Here is a 16,829-nt window from a genome sequence, read left to right as displayed (position 1 = left end):
CTATAGCGCTTTGACCATTATTTAAAAATGCATTTACAATGGATGCACGTGTGCTGGTCTTAAATAAAGATTATCAACCGTTGAGTGTATGTTCGGTTCATCGCTCCATCAAGTTGCTGTTTCTGGATAAAGCAGAAATGCTGCATGATTACCCAGAGCGTAAACTTAGAACGGTATCAAAGGATTTTGATTATCCTTCTGTAATTCGGCTGCGTCGGTATATCAATATCCCATACAATAAGATTGTATTATCGCGGCATAACATCATGAAGCGCGATGCTAAAACATGCCAATATTGTGGTTCATCCCATAACCTTACTATTGACCATGTATTCCCAAAAAGCAGGGGAGGGAAGGATACTTGGGAGAACTTAGTTACGGCCTGTGACAGATGTAATGTAGAAAAGGGGGACCGAACACCTGACGAAGCGGGGATGCCGCTGAACAGAAAACCTTTTCGACCTATTCACATTACGTTTTTGCAATCAGTTCTGGGTACGGTGGCCGATGATTGGAAACCTTATCTGTATATGTAATAGTGTATTACAGCGCATTATTGAATGCTATTAGTTTTTTCCTGTTCCTTCATACGAAATACATAAAAAAACCTTACCTTTGGAAGGTTAGTTATTTTTTTAAAATCCAATCTGTTATGAGTAGTAAAGGACGTGTATTAGTTGCTATGAGCGGAGGAGTAGACTCTTCCGTAGCGGCAGTAATGCTCAAAGAACAAGGTTATGATGTCATCGGAATTACGATGAAAACGTGGGATTACTCTCGCGTGGGCGGTAAGTCTGATAAGGAAACAGGCTGCTGTACACTCGAATCAATGAATGACGCGCGCCAAATAGCTGTTGAGCACGGTTTTAAGCACTTTATTGTGGATATCCGTGATGAATTTGGCGATTGGGTCATTGATCGTTTTGTGGATGACTATATGAGTGGCCGCACGCCCAATCCATGTGTTTTATGTAATACGCATATTAAATGGGCCGCCCTGTTACGAAGAGCTGATAACCTGGGCTGCGATTATATCGCTACAGGACATTATGCAAATGTACGGGAAGAGAATGGCCGGTATGTGATTTCAAAGGGATTGGATCCTCAAAAAGACCAGTCATATGCCCTTTGGGGGGTAGAACAGAAGCATCTGGCGCGCACAATTTTTCCGCTGGGTAGCTACAAAAAAACTGAAATTCGTGATATGGCCGAGGAATTTGGTCTTACTAAAGTAGCTGATAAGCCTGATTCCTATGAGATCTGCTTTGTACCGGATGATAATTATCGCCGATTTTTAAAGGATCGGGTTGACGGTTTAGAAGAGCGTGTTAAAGGCGGTAAATTTGTGGATCAGGATGGCAATATCGTTGGTGAGCATGAAGGCTATCCTTTCTATACTATTGGCCAACGTCGAGGATTAGATTTGGCGCTGGGTAAGCGTGTTTATGTCACGGATATCGATCCGGAAACAAATATTATTACCATAGGTGAAAAGAAAGATTTGGTAAGCACTACATGCCGTGCCAAAAATATTAATCTCAGTAAGTATGGTGAGGTTCCGAGAGGAGAGATGGAAATTACCGGTAAAATTCGCTATAACGATGATGGGGTTATAGGTACACTTAAGCAGCTTGGAGAAGATGAAATCCAGGTCGAGTTTCCAACAGGTCGTGAGGCCATTACTCCGGGACAAGCCGTTGTCTGTTACGAGGGGAATGATGTTGTAGGCGGAGGTTGGATTCACAAGGTGAATGTTGATACTGATGCCTTGCTACAAGACGCATAATTTTATTTATTATCCCTCGTTATGTAAGCCTGCTCAAAAATTTGAGCAGGCTTTTTTATTAGTTAGTATGAAACATCGCATTTACTTACCATGTAAAAGAAATACTCAAATCTCAATTTTGAACAGCTATTTATTACTATGAAAAAAGCAAGCTATCTACTGTCGGCCATGTTAATGGTGGCCTGTTTATCTCAGCCGGTTTCAGCACAGTTCGAAGGTCAGATTACCTATACTTCATATGAGTATGCTGGAGCGGAACAGGAAGAAAAAGATGAGTTTAACTTATTTATTACTCCTGATCGGATTTTACTGCAGGGAGAAAATAAATATGAATTTATGGGATCATTAAAAACGGAAGGAGTTTTAGTCCGTCTCGACTTTGAGGATTTCGTTTTTTTAACTGGAGACGATAAAGTGCTGAAGATATCAAAATCGGACATTACCTCGATGATGAAGATGTTTGATAATGGCGGTAATACCCAAGAAAAAGTTAAAGATAAATCAGAAGATGTCAGTTACGAGCGTACCGGTGAGACCAAAACTATTAAAGGATATAAATCTGAGAAATTTGTGTTCAGGGACGAGACAGAGAAGGATGAACATATGGAGGTATGGATGACGAAGGATATCAACGTTAATTGGGGCATGTTGGCTGAACCCTGGAATGGCAGTGCACAGACGATGATTGATAACTTTCCGATGAGTATTATTTTTCAAGAAAAGTATTTTCCCATTCGAGTAGAAAGTTTTGACGGTGGACAAAAAGAGTCACTTCTTGAAGCTTCAAATATTAATGAATCTTCAGTTGCCCGTGCCATGGTAAAAGTCCCATCAGGAGTACAAGTATTGAGTTTACAGGATTATCTGTTTCAAAAGATGAGCGAGCAGTAATATATAGAGTGTGTGGTTTTGCATATTGAGTAGTGAGATCTATGTCCAGTTCTTTTTTAAGAATGATAAAAAGATCCTGCTACTCATACTCTCAATATCTTATTCCATACTACTCATTATTAACGTTCCCCATTAAGTACATATCGCCGGTAGGTTGAGGCACACCGCCTTTAGGCTCCATCGTAACTGCAAAAGCGTTAGCTGATTGTTCGGTAGCCTCAGCCATCTCTTCAATTTTAAAGAACTTGTCTTTTTCATCTTTTACAGCAAAGACTCCCGCACTAACAGGTTTATTATCTTTAATCAACCAAAGTTGATAGTCTTTATCTTCTGGAACAGTAGGTAAGTTAGAAACTTGAAGTAAGGCCTGTTGTCTTTCAGCATTCCAGATAATCTTGCCATAGCCACTGGGGTTAACTTCAAGTCCGGCCATCATCACTAAATCGATTTCCCGTGCTTCCAGTATAGAAAGCATCTCTTCTTTACGCTGGAGTTCACTTTTAAGCTCTGTAATGGTTGTTTCTTTCTTAGCAATAACTTCTTCTTTCTCGGTTATGGTAGAACTTAAATTGAAAGAGTAAAATATAAGGCTCAGGCAAACAACAATAAGAGCAAAAGAGGCAGCAACAGCAAAGGCAGACCAGTTAAAATCGTCATCGCCAGGGTCTTGAGTGTCATCAATGGAACTAATATTGTCTGCACCTTTGGTATCAGCCTTATCTTCTTGAGCACGGATTTCATCCATCAGCCGATCTTTTAGCTCAGGGGAGGGCGCGCTAGGTTCAAATGTGAATGCCAGCTGATTTGCAGCCGACCACATTTCTTGGTAAAGGGTCCGTTCTTCGTCAGAAGCTTCACTAAGCATCTGTTCAAACTCTTTGCGTTCCTCCTCTTCAAGTGCATGGAGGACATAGCCCGCACAAAGCTCTTCAAATTTATCGCTATCTGTTTGTTGATTAGCCATCAGTTGATATAAATTCTCCTAAAATACGTTTCAATTTTATCATCCCTTGTCGGGTACGAGTTTTGACCGTTCCCAATGGAATATCTAAATGATCAGAAATTTCTGATTGAGTCATACCCCGGTAATAAGCAATTTTAATAACCTCACTTTGTTTCTCCGGGATTTTATCTAAAGCCTTTTTTACCAATTCTGCTCGATCCGAAAAGATCGTTGTTTCCATAGGATCATATTTATCGCCTTCTAGCGAGAATAATGGCTCATGAATACTAACAGATTGCTTTTTCTGAGTTTTATATCCTTTCGAACGAATACGATCGATTGCTTTATTACGTGCAACAGTTACAATCCAGCTATACACATTGCCCCGCTCAGGGTCAAAAGACTCGGCTTTTTTCCAAATTTTAACAAATATTTCTTGCAGTAAATCTTCTGCTTCTTCTCGTTTTTTTACAATAGAAAGAACCATGCTGAACAACAGCCGCTCATAAAGCTCATAAAGCTCTTCAAGTGCATAAGCGTCACGCGACTGTATCCGCTTCATTAATTGTACTTCGTCATCGGAATTGCCGTGAGCCACTTTTCCGATGGTTGCAAGTAAGTTAAATATGAACACGTTGTTATCTCATTATTAAACTACGCAAATTGTTGCGAAGCAGATTTATAGCAATAAATATTTGGTTGAATCCCTAATTTCCATTAGGCTAATCATTCGAAAATATAATAAGAACTTTTGAACAATTAGAATTGTGTCTTGGTTACTTAAAATGACGGTGTTGGTATCCGGCCTGATGGCGCCTGCCGCACTCTATTTATCTTTCCGGCTATATAACCTTATTAAGAAAAGATGGCAAAATGTGCCTTCTATAAAGTGGGCTGGTCCTTTATTGATAAGTTCTTTTTTCCTTTTTCCATTGGCAGGGTTAATCGATTATTATACTACAAACAATGTAGATCTGTTAGCCTATCCCAAGATATTAACCTATTGGTTCTGGTTTGGATTAGTATTTCTGTTTCAGCTTATTAGCTGGGTTGTAATAGCAGATCTTTTGAAGCTTGCTAGCAGGTTACACTCATCAATAGAATCCAAAGTAGATCGATGGTATTCTCATTTTATAATTGCTGTATTTGTTCTCGTCTTTATTTTTGTTGGGCTAAAAATGCATAATAATACAACTCAAATTGTAGCCGAAACACAAACAATCCCGGTAAAGGAAATACCTCAACCGCTCAAAGATTTTAAGATTGTTCATATTTCTGATATACAGGGAGATGAGTATACAGGGAGACAAGATATCGCACGTTATATCCAAAAAGTGAACAAGTTGAATCCCGATTTAATAATTTTCACAGGGGACCTGATTTCATATGGAACCGATTTTATTGCGATGGCAGCCCGTGAGCTTGGTAAGGCAACGGCTACCTATGGCACGGTTGCGGTTGTTGGAGATCATGATTATTGGGCTGGTACCGATACTGTTGAGAAAGCCTTAGAAAAACAGGGTATATCATTACTGAGGGATGAAAATTATAGCATCAGGCTGGATAGCGTCAATTCATTTGTAGTAACGGGTGTTACTGAGGTATACAGTAAGGCTTCATCGCCTAATGTGGTGGATTCACTAACACGAAATACCGCCGATCCACAGCTGAAGGTTTTTGCTTCGCATCAGGTAGATAAGCATTTGGTTAAAAGTGCCCAGCAAAATAACTATGATCTCATGCTGGCAGGCCATACCCATGGTGGACAAATTAGGATCCCATTCATGGGTATGAGTTTTTCTGCTGCTGAACGGGAAACCAAGTATGTAAGTGGGTTATATCAAGAAGGAGCGCTTCCGATCCATATAAATAATGGACTTGGTTTTACTTTGGGGCCTGTTCGATATGGGGCCCCTCCTACAGTTACGTTACTCCGACTTTATAAAAAGTAGAGAGAGTTATTGGTTAAGAAGCTCAACCATTTCTTTAGTACTATTTACGGGCAGTTCACAGCTATAGTTTTGGCAAACATATGCGGTAGGTTCACCATCTTTCATTTCAAAATCTTTAGCAAAAGAAGCTAGCTTATTGATGGAATCATTTTTGGGCTCTTTTAGTAAGACTACTGTGTTTGGTAGAAACCGGCTATTCAATTCACCCAGCATTCTCCGGGTAGTTGAATGACTTTTGTCCCCAACGATTATCACTTCCTTAGAATATGCAGAAGTGAAAGCAACACTTTGCAATGCAAATCCAAAGCTGGTAAGGGCTTTTTCAATATCAGAAGAAAAGAGTTTGTTGCATTGATCTGCCATCTCTTCCCATCTGGCATTTCCCGTTAGTCGTCCCAATCTGAGTAAATTTAACATTGCTACGGAATTACTGGAGGGCATTGCCCCGTCATATACTTCCTTTTTACGTCCCAGTAACTTTTCACTATTTTCAGAGGTGAAATAGAAACCACCATCTTCAGTATCCCAAAACTGTTCAATAAATTGCTTGTTTAGGGATACCGCTTTTCGAAGGTATTCTGTTTTGTAAGTTGTCTCATAAAGTTCTATCAGTCCCCATATCAAAAATGCATAATCATCAGCGTGGGCGTTAATAGCAATTTCTCCATTACGATACCGATGTTTAAGCCCATCGTCTGTAATCATATTAGTATTGATGAATTCCCAGCAGTTTTCAGCCTGTTTGATGTAGCCCTCATTAGAGAAGGTACCCCCTGATTTGGCAAGCGCCGCCATGACTAGTCCATTCCAGTCTGTCAGAATTTTATCATCGAGCAGGGGAGGCACCCTTTTCTGACGGGCATCAAGCAGTTTTTGCCGTATTGATTCGAGGACTTCTTGTAACTGTGTAGGTGACATATCACGTTCATAAGCAAGTTCCGTTATTGATGAACTGAGGTGTAGAATGTTTTTACCGGTACGTTGACCGGTGGCCTCATCTTTATAATTTCCTTCTTCAGTTAGATTATAAACTTCTATGGCAAGTTCTGCCTCTGCCGTTGGTAGTACTGCTCGAACTTGATCAATGGTCCAAACGTAAAATTTACCTTCTTCTCCCTCACTATCGGCATCTTCGGCCGAGTAGAATCCACCTTTGCGGTCTTGCATTTTGCGTTTTAGATAATGAGCTATCTCATCTGCGGTATTCTTGAAGAGTTTTTTATTGGTCTTTTCCCAAGCTTCGGTATAGGCGAACATCAGCATGGCTTGATCATAGAGCATTTTTTCAAAATGGGGTACCAGCCATTCGCGGTCAGTAGAATAACGGTGAAAGCCCAGTCCCACGTGGTCAAAAATACCGCCACGACGCATTTTAGTTAGCGTTTGTTCTACCATTTCCAATGAGGTATCGTCACCCAGCTGTTCTGCGTAGCGCAATAGCAGCATTAAATTGTGAGGGCTTGGGAATTTAGGAGAGATGCTAAAACCACCATAGGTCTCATCGTACTGTTCTTTATATTGTTTGACAGCCATCTTAATGGTATCGCCTGTTAAACGTTCGCCGCTTTCAAAGGTAGTTGATTTTTGAAAAGCATCAATTATTTGTTGCGAAGAGGAGGTGACCTTTTCGCGTTCATTTTTCCAAAGTTGTGAAATCCAGGGGATGAGCTCACGCATTCCAGGTCGTCCATGGCGGCCTTGGCGGGGAATATAAGTGGCAGCATAAAACGGTTCTTTATCGGGAGTGAGGAACACATTTAGTGGCCAGCCTCCACTTCCTGTCAACATCTGACACACCAACATATAGGTATTATCGATATCAGGGCGTTCTTCACGATCCACTTTGATATTTACAAAAACTTCGTTCATCAGTGAGGCAATCTCATCATCTTCAAACGATTCGTGGGCCATCACATGACACCAGTGGCAGGTAGCATAACCGATAGATACAAGCACCGGTTTATCTTCCCTGCGTGCTTTTTCGAATGCTTCTTCGCCCCATGGATGCCAGTGTACCGGATTATCAGCGTGTTGTAGCAGGTAGGGGCTGGACTCTTGAGCTAAACGATTTTTGTTATAATTAGTGGAATCTGCCATTTAATTGTTGTCAACGTCTTTGGTGAACCTTTTACTATAGTCAACAATAAACCGATCATACTCTTCGTCAATGAGGTCGGTAGAGATTAGAAAATCAGCTGATGATCGATTACAAGCCATCGGAATATTATAAAGAACACCAATGCGCAGTAATGCTTTGACGTCCACATCATGAGGTTGAGCACGCAGAGGATCCCAAAAGAAGATCATCATATCAATCTCATTTTCTGAAATAGAGGCACCAATCTGGAGGTCGCCTCCCAACGGGCCACTGTTGAAGCGAGTAACTTCTAGGCCTATCTGTTCAGAAATAAGTTTACCGGTTGTTCCGGTTCCAAAAAGGTTGTGTTTTGAAAGAGAACCTTTATTAAAGTCGCACCAGTCAATTAAATCATCTTTTCTATGATCGTGTGCAATAAGTGCGATGTTTTTTTTCTTTTTCATTTTTTTGGATCCCGGTGCAACAGGTTGTTCAGTCTTTTTTTTACCAGTCATTTATCTGTGATTTTGATAGTGGGATAATAGGAGTTTGTGAAAATATTTGTCAGTTAATAGAAGGGAGTAAGCTACTGTAAGAAAGGATGGCTCTCAAGCGATAATTTAGCTTGCCGCTTTTGAAACAGCCAAGCGGAGCGGGGTATCTTCAATTTTGATACTTTTTACAGCAAAGTGCTTGGTTTCAAAACCTTTGAGCTGGGTGTTCATGCTCTTTACTGTGCTAATATGTCCGGATTTTTTGACCATCGATTGGAGCTTCGATTTTGAAAAGGTGTTTTCGGATAGGATAACTTCGTTTTCTGACGCCAAATCAACAAAGCGCGAAGCAATATTAACTGTAGATCCAAAATAATCAATACGGCTATTGAGATTGACTGCTACGCAGCTCCCATGGTGAATACCTGCTTTAAGCTGAAGATGCTCATTGAAGCGTTCATCATGTGAAAGCATTTTTTGAGCATCAAGATAGGCCTTAAATGCATCTTCTGGTTTGCAAAAAACGGCCATCACCGAATCTCCGATGGTTTTAACAATAGCCCCTTCATGCTTTGCAATTGCTTCTTGTAAGATTTCGAAATGATCAATCATTTGGGATACAGCCTGACTATCGCCTTCTTCATTGTAGATGCCGGTTGAGTCAAAAAGGTCGGTAAACATCAGGCTGAGGTTATCCACAGAGATTTTTTCCCCTTTACGTAAAACTTCATCGGCAAAGAGATTCCGAAATAGTTGTGATGAGGTTGCTTCAGCAGCACTTACGCCACTATTTTCCCACTCTTTGCGTTCCAAAGTAAATATCTGAGGCTCAGCGGTGTTGTTCTTGAAAGTTAAGTTTGGTTCTTGACTTATGTTAACTTCTTCACCATTAAACCCCTTTTCCTGTAGGGATATGAGTACGGTATTACTTGAATTTTTCTTGACGGTAATTAGTGCTTCTCCGCTACTGTTATTCGTTCGAAGAATATATTTTCCTACAGGAAGATCTGTTTTTAAAAACCGTTTCTCGTTTGGATCAAGGTACTGTTGAACATAAATATGGGAGCGAGATTGTGGACCTCGATTACAATATTGTTCATCCTTAACTTTTCGAATTAGGGGATGAGGGCGAAAGCTTAACTGAATTGTTTTATTGAAGTTAACATTGAAATCTTTATCACAATCGCTACAGTAAATCGGTTCATGGATTTGACTTAGTGTTTTTACCGAATGTTGTATAGTGCGGCATTGCGGGCAGTATAGGTCCCAATTAAACGTTAATAGATCGGCTTTAGCCGCATGGATAAAAACTTTAAGCACTTCTTGGTGGGGAAGATTCCAATAGCTAGCAAGATCATATGGGTTAATACGTTTTAGTACCAGGTGGTCGGCTTTTTTGATATACTCAGTAATACGTTCGAGTATCGAAGCGTCAACTTTGCTATTATGCAGATCTTCTAAAACTTGCTTTAGCCGTTTTCTGCCCCGTCGCGGAAGTTTGTTCTTTGTTGCTCTTTGGTATGGTCTAATTTCTTGGAGGGCAAGTTTATTATACGTAAATATCGCATTTTTAACCTTTCGCTTAATTAAGGTTTTGAACTTTAGCGTGCTGAATGCCGCCATGAGAGGCATTCTTGGTGTGATAATAAACTGTATTTTTAGCCTCGTGCCATATTCCGTAGGGTGAAGTGTTACTTGAATTTTAATATCCTTATATGCCCCCGCTTGGTAGTGTCTTACTACGCCAAAGTTAAAGGGATATTCCCATTCATATGGTTCTTCTTCCCATACCTCGTAGCGATTAATTTTGTTATAGGAGAGTTGTGCAAAGCCAGCTTCAACAGTTTGGCTGATGTCTGTTTGTCGTATACTGGGTCGTCCGATATCTTTAAAAAGCCTGTTCGTATCAGAAATAAATGGCCATATTTCTTCCGGTAGAGCACTAATGTGCCATTGCCACGAAATATGAATGGGTTGCGAGAACATTGATCCCTTATTTTGTTGAAAACAGCATTCTTAGCTTCCAATTTACTTCGTTAATTAGCCGTGGAAGCCTTATATTTATCGTCCTTTTACTTAAAAGAGAAACGAAACCGTTAATTGTTACAAATTTTTTTAATTGATTATGGCTGTTGAACGAACTCTTACTATTTTAAAACCAGATTGTGTACGAAAAGAATTGATTGGAGAAGTGACCCGTCGTATCCAGGAAGCTGGTTTTGATATCGTTGCTATGAAGATGACCCGCTTGACCAAAGATACGGCCGGTGGGTTTTATGCCGTCCACAAAGAACGCCCTTTTTATGATGAGCTTTGCGAATTCATGAGCAGTGGCCCATGCGTACCGATGATACTTGAAAAAGAAAATGCTATTGAAGATTTCAGAGCATTTATCGGAGCTACTGATCCTAGTGAAGCTGAAGAAGGAACTATCCGCGCTGACTTTGCAGATAGTGTCGGTGAAAATATTATTCACGGTTCTGACTCTGTTGAGAATGGTCTAAAAGAAGCGAACTATTTCTTTACCGAAGCAGAAGTGGTAGCTAATAAAGCATAAAAATAAATTCAAGAGGTTATCCAATTCGTGTTGGGTGACCTCTCTTTTTTAGGAAACTACCTATGACAAAGATAGCATATTGTTTTCCAATTCCGGACGAAAATGTAGAAGACTGGTTTGCTTTTGCAGAAAAGGGAAAGGCGAAAAACGTGAAGTATTTTCCGAAATGCACGCCTGTATTGGAGTAATAAAAAGAAAGCTGGTACCTGAAAGAGAAGGAAGAGGGTTATGAAGTGCCTGTATACACCGAGGCCGAGGATGAAAATTTTATAGGGCATTCAAGTAGGATCAATCAGAATTTTCGAAATGCTGCAGAAGCGAAATAGCTTGCATTCAAGAATTGGATGTAACCCAAAGCCCCTCCTCCATGCCTCAGTAAGTTTAGATTAGAGCGAATAACCGACATACAATTAATTCTCACCCCAAAAGTAGTATTGTAATGAAGCGAATGGCAGTATTAGTTTTTTATCTCTTGTTTTGTATGCTGGTTACAGCGTGCAGTTTTTCGCAATTACAACCCAAAGTGAAAGTAGGGGCAGAAGTATTGCTGGAAAACCATATCACTGAGTTGGAAGGCAAGCGTGTAGGGTTGGTAATGAATCCGACAGCACGAGTAGCCGGTTCGCATATGTTGGATACCTTGTTAGCAAGTGGTGTCAATGTTACGGCCCTTTTTGCCCCTGAGCATGGTTTTCGCGGAGATGTAGGAGCAGGAGAAAAAATAGAGGATGGGATAGACCAGGCCACTGGGTTACCTGTATTTTCACTATATGGAGATACAAAAAAGCCTACTCCCGATATGTTAGAAAAGGTTGATCTCTTGCTTTTTGACATGCAAGATGTGGGAGGTCGATTTTATACCTATAATGTAACCTTGGGTAATATAATCTCTGCAACAGCTTCAGAAGATGTTCCTATTTGGGTGCTTGATCGTCCGAACCCTGCAGGTGGAGAGCTTATATCGGGTTGGATGATGCAAAAAGATCATCAATCATTTGTAGGGCGATACCCTATCCCGATGGTACATGGAATGACGTTGGGAGAGTTAGCTAAAATGATGGTAGGCGAGCAGTGGATACCGAATGCCGATGATGCTGAAGTCAAAGTTATTCCGATGAAAGGATGGGAGCGTTCCATGCGTTGGTCACAAACCGGTTTGGATTGGATATCACCTTCGCCCAATTTACCTACTTTCGACCATGCTTTTGTTTATTTAGGAACGGTACTTTTTGAAGGTGTAAATATATCAGAAGGGCGTGGCACCTCCGATCCTTTTCTCAAAATTGGGTCTCCTACAACTCAATTGAATTCAGGCCATATTGCCCAACTTCGCCGTTCTTTTTCTGGAGTTAATATTGAACGTATCTCATTTACACCAAAAGCTATACCCGGTAAGTCTCGGAATCCTGATTTTAAAGATGAAAGGTGTCATGGTATCAGAATTCAGGTGACAGACCCAACGGCTTTTGATCCTGTTAAGCTCGGTGTCACTCTACTTTCTGTTATGCTGGACGCTACACCTGACGCTGAGCTCAATGATTTTATCCAAAAGTTAAGCGGTATTGATAAGAAAAAGTTATTAAGGCAGCTCAGTAAGAATACCTATCTTGAAAACTGGGAAAAGACGGGAAAAGAATTTTCAGAGAAACGGTCAAGATACTTGTTATACAACGAAAGTAGCATGTAAGCTAAAGACGTTTTTTTCTAAAATGTATAACCAAATTGAAACATTGCTCCCCCGAAATTGGTATGCGAAGCTAATGCAATATTAACTCACATACCAAGGCGATGACTCTATTAATAACTACCATAGTAATGACATTTGTAATTGGCTTAGGCAGCATAAGTTTTTACCGGGATGAGGTTTTATAAAGCCTGAAAGCAGTAAATTATTTTTTTCGATGCCACTCATAACATAATAATGCAGCACTAACAGAAGCATTGAGCGACTCTACGTGGTTTTCCATAGGGATGGAAAATTTATAATCGCAGTGTTCTAAGGTTTTTTCGCTGATTCCGGAACCTTCATTACCTATAACAAAAGCAAGGGCCCGGTCTACTTCTAGGTCCCATAATGACTGATCGCCGCTCATATCCAGTCCTCCAATCCAAAATCCTTCATCTTTGAGTTTTAAGATGGCTTGGTTAAGGTTGCCTGCACGGACAATAGGAATGCGTCCTGCCGTTCCGGCCGAGGTTTTATAGACGGTAGCATTCACTGGGGCTTGGCGGTGTTTAGGAACCAAGACTGCAGAAATACCGGCAGCAGCGGCTGTTCGTAACATTGCTCCAAAATTGCCGGGATCTTCAATCTCATCGAGCAGTAGTATTGCCGGATAAGTAGAGGTATCGATAGAATCGAGCCATTCTCCAAAGTTTAAATAACTGACTTCACTTCGTAATGCAACCACCCCTTGGTCATTAACCCCACCCACCAAATCATACAGCTTAGAACCAGGTACATGAGAGATGGGGATATTGTGTTGCGAAGCTACTTCAAATATTGTTGAAATATTAGAATCATGAATAGAATCGCGGACAAATATTTTCTCTACCTTTTCTGCTTCATTGGTAAGGGCTTCTCGAACAGTATTTCGCCCATAGATGTAAATACTAGTATCTTTGTTGTCCATAAATATTAACTGGGATTGAAAAAGTGAAAATTAATCTTAAATTGATAATTGATTACGGTAAAAAATAAGGGGACATACTATGGATAAAAAGAATAATGACAGTGAATGGTACACGCATTCCAATTTGTCAAATATACAAGATTCAACGGGCAATTCCCGAGTGTCAAATTTTGTTGAACAGGTACATACCTTAAATACGCTACATTTTATTGTAGGTATCTGTCAGATTTTTATGGGGCTTACAGTGATAGGAGCTTCAATTCTGGGATTTATTAATCCATTATGGGTATCAGTTGCATTTACAATGGTAGCTAGTGTAACAACAATGATTGGATTATATTTTCTATATATTACGGTATCAAAATCGTATGATTCGCGCTCTTTGCTTCGCAATGCAATGAAGCGTGTGATGAAAGCCAAAAATTAAGATGACTGATTTTAGTAATACCGAAGAACAGGAACGCCTTAACTCATATTTAAATATTCATCTAAAGAAGGACAAACTTTCGTTGCCAATCGGCGAGCAGGTTGAAGCCTTGCATAAAAAATATCGCAATAAGTGGATATTGCTGGCTGTTAATATCGCTGCTATTCTCTTCTTTGGATATTCATTTTATTACGATATAACTCAACTTGGCGACACTTTTTTAACCATTATAATCGTAGTATTTGTGTTAAATGTAGGGCTCATTTTTTACCAAAGGAATCAGATTCAAGAGCTCATCGATTATTTACAGTGGAAAGAGAGGAATGAAGATTAAAAAGTTTTGTTTAATCTTTACGATCTTTTGTTTGGCTAATATTAATATCGAAGCGCAATCAATCATGGCAAAAGATCCCAATTTACCTCTATTGTATTCTGATGATGGTGACGGCTTTATTGTTATTGCCCATCGCGGAGCCAGTGCTTATTACCCGGAAAATACGATGCCTGCTTTTGAAGGAGCTGTAGCCATGAATGCCGAAATGATTGAATTAGATGTATTGATGAGTAAGGATGGAGTACCTGTTGTCTTTCACGATTTGTCACTGGACAATCATACCGATGGCAACGGTTATGTTCCGGAATACACACTGTCAGAATTGAAAAAACTGGATTCCGGTTCTTGGTTCAGTAAAAATTATGCAGGTCAGCAGATACCAACGCTTGAAGAAGTATTGCAATTTGCAGCCGGAAAAATTGCCCTCAATATTGAGATTAAAACCGAAGCTGTAAGTGATATCATTGATGGAGGGGTAGAACAAAAAAGTCTGGAGTTAGTCAAACAGTATGGAATGGAAGAGCATGTGCTGTTTTCCAGTTTTGATTATCGGGTCATAAAGCATTTGAAAAAACTGGATCCGACAATTCCTGTTGCATTGTTGTATAATAAGCACCAGTCCAAGAATCAATTACCTCACCAGCAAGTACGAGAATTCTCTGCGGATGCTTTTAATTGTAGCTTCCGTCAATTCAGTAAAAAATGGGCGCGTGATTTAAGAGAACACGGAATCCCACATTTTATTTACACGGTGAATAGTAAAAGGAAGATGAAAAAGTTGATTAAATCCGGTGTTACCGGCATCTTTACAAACAAACCTGATGTATTACATCAGGTAAAAGATCGTTTTTAGGGTAGGATCTATTATTTTTAAAAAAACTGATGCTCACATTTGAATGCTGAGCGCAAACCTTCTATTTTCTTTTCAAATATGTAGGAATCCCAATATTGATTCTTTTCTGAGGTTATTTCAGGGTCAAAATACTTTTATAAGTTATAGGTGATGATCTTGAGATAAATTCAGGATGATATTTCGTACTATAAACGCCTCAATTAATTAATAACTGCTCTCATGGCCACCAAATATATCTTCGTTACAGGCGGAGTTACATCTTCACTGGGAAAAGGAATTATCTGTGCTTCTTTAGGGCGACTTCTTGTTGCTCGGGGATTACGGGTGACAATACAGAAGTTGGACCCCTATATTAATGTGGATCCCGGAACGATGAATCCCTATGAGCACGGCGAGGTATACGTTACTGAAGATGGGGCGGAAACAGATTTGGATCTAGGTCATTATGAACGATTCCTTGATATCCGTACATCTCAAGAGAATAATGTAACAACAGGCAGGGTCTATAACGATGTTATTTCAAAAGAACGGCAGGGAGCATACCTCGGTAAAACAGTACAGGTAATACCGCATATTACCGATGAAATTAAATCGCATACTCTTGCACTGGGTGAATCCGGTGATTACGATGTGGTAATTGTTGAAATAGGGGGAACGGTAGGGGATATCGAGAGCTTACCGTATATTGAGGCTGTTCGTCAGCTTCGTTATGATGTAGGTAGAGAAAATACTCTTTCCATTCATCTTACATTAGTGCCATACTTATCAGCGGCGCGTGAGCTTAAGACGAAGCCAACTCAGCATTCTGTAAAAACCCTTTCTGAAAGTGGGTTACAACCCGATATTATTGTAGCACGTTCGGAGTATGAGCTCGATGATACCATCCGTAATAAAATTGCACAGTTTTGTAATGTCGAGTATGATGATGTTATCGCTTCTTTAGATGCCGAAAGCATTTACGAGGTTCCTTTATTGATGCAGGGTGAAGGATTGGATGAACGTGTTATCAGTAAATTAAACCTAAAATCCACCGATCCCGACCTTGAGCGATGGATTGGTTTTGTGGAAGCTGTTCGCAACCCATCTACTGAAATTAATATAGCATTGGTCGGTAAATATGTGGAGCACCATGATGCTTATAAATCGATTGTTGAAGCGTTTATTCATGCTGGGGCTGTCAATGATTGTTCTGTAAATATTAAATGGCTGCAATCCGATGATTTGACTGGAAAAAATATCGCGGATAAGCTCAATGATGTATCCGGGGTGTTGGTTGCTCCCGGCTTTGGAGGGCGTGGTATAGAAGGAAAACTCGTTGCGGCGCGGTATTCCCGAGAAAATGATATACCGTATTTTGGTATCTGTTTAGGTATGCAATGTGCTGTTATTGAATATGCTCGCAATGTATGTGGATGGGAAGGCGCCAACAGTACAGAATTTAATGAGGATTCGGAGTATCCTATTATTGATCTGATGCCCGACCAAAAGAATATTGAGGATAAAGGTGGCACCATGCGCCTTGGCCTGTACGACTGCAAGGTGAAGATTGACTCAAAAGCTCATGAAGCCTATGGTAAGGAGCTGTTCAAGGAGCGCCACCGTCATCGATATGAGGTAAATAACAATTTGCGATATAAGCTTGTTGAAGAAGGAATGGAGCTGACGGGTTTTAATCCTGAGCGTGATCTAGTTGAAATCGTTGAGCTTCCCGATCATCCTTGGTTTGTAGGGGTTCAGTTCCATCCAGAATTGTGTTCTACCGTAAATAATCCACAACCTCTTTTTGTGGATTTTGTAAAAGCCAGCCTAAAATATGGAAAGCAGCACGAATTGAATTTTCCGGTCAATAAGGATAAGGCGACTGTAACATAATTGCTTCTTT

The 16,829-nt window shown here is 40.2% G+C and carries 17 protein-coding genes; 11 read left to right on the top strand and 6 right to left on the bottom strand.

Features of this window, described 5'->3' with window-relative positions; all coding sequences use genetic code 11:
* Positions 1–38: 38 nt before the first annotated feature.
* The 3 genes from FCN14_RS07510 to FCN14_RS07500 all read left to right on the top strand — a co-directional run bounded on the left by FCN14_RS07510 (position 39) and on the right by FCN14_RS07500 (position 2,677).
* A complete protein-coding gene (locus FCN14_RS07510; RefSeq protein WP_138430582.1) occupies positions 39–536 on the top strand; it encodes an HNH endonuclease in 498 nt (165 codons plus the stop codon).
* Positions 537–652: 116 nt separating this feature from the next.
* On the top strand, positions 653–1,786 hold the full coding sequence (mnmA, locus tag FCN14_RS07505; protein WP_138430581.1) for a tRNA 2-thiouridine(34) synthase MnmA: 1,134 nt from the start codon (positions 653–655) through the stop codon (positions 1,784–1,786).
* 138 nt (positions 1,787–1,924) lie between these two features.
* Positions 1,925–2,677, top strand: coding sequence for a DUF4412 domain-containing protein (locus tag FCN14_RS07500; protein ID WP_138430580.1), 753 nt, complete (start codon positions 1,925–1,927; stop codon positions 2,675–2,677).
* Between the two features lie 109 nt (positions 2,678–2,786).
* Here the strand turns inward: FCN14_RS07500 and FCN14_RS07495 are convergent, their stop codons facing one another.
* Positions 2,787–3,641 carry an anti-sigma factor gene (locus tag FCN14_RS07495; protein ID WP_138430579.1) on the bottom strand — a complete coding sequence of 285 codons (855 nt, stop codon included), beginning with the start codon at positions 3,639–3,641 and terminating at the stop codon, positions 2,787–2,789.
* Positions 3,634–4,254: a sigma-70 family RNA polymerase sigma factor gene (locus FCN14_RS07490; RefSeq protein ID WP_246043124.1), complete on the bottom strand. Its 621-nt coding sequence runs from the start codon at positions 4,252–4,254 to the stop codon at positions 3,634–3,636. The genes FCN14_RS07495 and FCN14_RS07490 overlap by 8 nt, the downstream gene beginning before the upstream one ends.
* Positions 4,255–4,387: 133 nt before the next feature.
* Here FCN14_RS07490 and FCN14_RS07485 point away from each other — a divergent pair, with 133 nt between their 5' ends.
* The gene (locus FCN14_RS07485; protein ID WP_138430578.1) at positions 4,388–5,572 is read left to right on the top strand and encodes a metallophosphoesterase; all 1,185 of its coding nucleotides are present in this window, start codon (positions 4,388–4,390) and stop codon (positions 5,570–5,572) included.
* 6 nt (positions 5,573–5,578) lie between these two features.
* Here FCN14_RS07485 and FCN14_RS07480 read toward each other — a convergent pair whose 3' ends face one another.
* The 3 genes from FCN14_RS07480 to FCN14_RS07470 form a co-directional block, all read right to left on the bottom strand.
* Positions 5,579–7,669 carry a thioredoxin domain-containing protein gene (locus FCN14_RS07480; protein ID WP_138430577.1) on the bottom strand — a complete coding sequence of 697 codons (2,091 nt, stop codon included), beginning with the start codon at positions 7,667–7,669 and terminating at the stop codon, positions 5,579–5,581.
* Entirely contained in the window at positions 7,670–8,113 is a 444-nt protein-coding gene (locus FCN14_RS07475; protein WP_138430746.1) for a methylglyoxal synthase, read from the bottom strand.
* Between the two features lie 156 nt (positions 8,114–8,269).
* A complete protein-coding gene (locus FCN14_RS07470; RefSeq protein WP_138430576.1) occupies positions 8,270–10,129 on the bottom strand; it encodes an adenylate/guanylate cyclase domain-containing protein in 1,860 nt (619 codons plus the stop codon).
* 139 nt (positions 10,130–10,268) lie between these two features.
* On the opposite strand from FCN14_RS07470, the gene ndk reads away from it, so the two are divergent.
* From ndk to FCN14_RS07460, 3 genes are all read left to right on the top strand, one after another.
* On the top strand, positions 10,269–10,700 hold the full coding sequence (gene ndk / locus FCN14_RS07465; RefSeq protein ID WP_138430575.1) for a nucleoside-diphosphate kinase: 432 nt from the start codon (positions 10,269–10,271) through the stop codon (positions 10,698–10,700).
* A 62-nt stretch (positions 10,701–10,762) separates the two neighbouring features.
* The gene (locus FCN14_RS16010; RefSeq protein WP_281280644.1) at positions 10,763–10,888 is read left to right on the top strand and encodes a hypothetical protein; all 126 of its coding nucleotides are present in this window, start codon (positions 10,763–10,765) and stop codon (positions 10,886–10,888) included.
* 251 nt (positions 10,889–11,139) lie between these two features.
* On the top strand, positions 11,140–12,387 hold the full coding sequence (locus FCN14_RS07460) for an exo-beta-N-acetylmuramidase NamZ family protein (RefSeq protein WP_138430574.1): 1,248 nt from the start codon (positions 11,140–11,142) through the stop codon (positions 12,385–12,387).
* 202 nt (positions 12,388–12,589) lie between these two features.
* Here FCN14_RS07460 and rlmB read toward each other — a convergent pair whose 3' ends face one another.
* The gene (gene rlmB, locus FCN14_RS07455; protein WP_138430573.1) at positions 12,590–13,333 is read right to left on the bottom strand and encodes a 23S rRNA (guanosine(2251)-2'-O)-methyltransferase RlmB; all 744 of its coding nucleotides are present in this window, start codon (positions 13,331–13,333) and stop codon (positions 12,590–12,592) included.
* A gap of 79 nt (positions 13,334–13,412) precedes the next feature.
* On the opposite strand from rlmB, the gene FCN14_RS07450 reads away from it, so the two are divergent.
* From FCN14_RS07450 to pyrG, 4 genes are all read left to right on the top strand, one after another.
* Positions 13,413–13,760, top strand: coding sequence for a hypothetical protein (locus tag FCN14_RS07450; RefSeq protein ID WP_138430572.1), 348 nt, complete (start codon positions 13,413–13,415; stop codon positions 13,758–13,760).
* Position 13,761: 1 nt separating this feature from the next.
* Positions 13,762–14,094, top strand: coding sequence for a hypothetical protein (locus FCN14_RS07445; RefSeq protein WP_138430571.1), 333 nt, complete (start codon positions 13,762–13,764; stop codon positions 14,092–14,094).
* Positions 14,095–14,158: 64 nt separating this feature from the next.
* Complete coding sequence (locus FCN14_RS07440) at positions 14,159–14,947, top strand: glycerophosphodiester phosphodiesterase (protein WP_138430570.1); 789 nt, start codon at positions 14,159–14,161, stop codon at positions 14,945–14,947.
* A 219-nt stretch (positions 14,948–15,166) separates the two neighbouring features.
* Positions 15,167–16,819 carry a CTP synthase gene (pyrG, locus tag FCN14_RS07435; protein ID WP_138430569.1) on the top strand — a complete coding sequence of 551 codons (1,653 nt, stop codon included), beginning with the start codon at positions 15,167–15,169 and terminating at the stop codon, positions 16,817–16,819.
* The last annotated feature ends 10 nt before the right edge of the window (positions 16,820–16,829 follow it).

Source organism: Fodinibius saliphilus (genome assembly GCF_005869845.1).
In the GTDB taxonomy this organism is placed as follows: domain Bacteria; phylum Bacteroidota; class Rhodothermia; order Balneolales; family Balneolaceae; genus Fodinibius; species Fodinibius saliphilus.
Note: the sequence above shows the minus strand (reverse complement) of the source record. Positions and strands in the feature narration are given on the sequence as shown.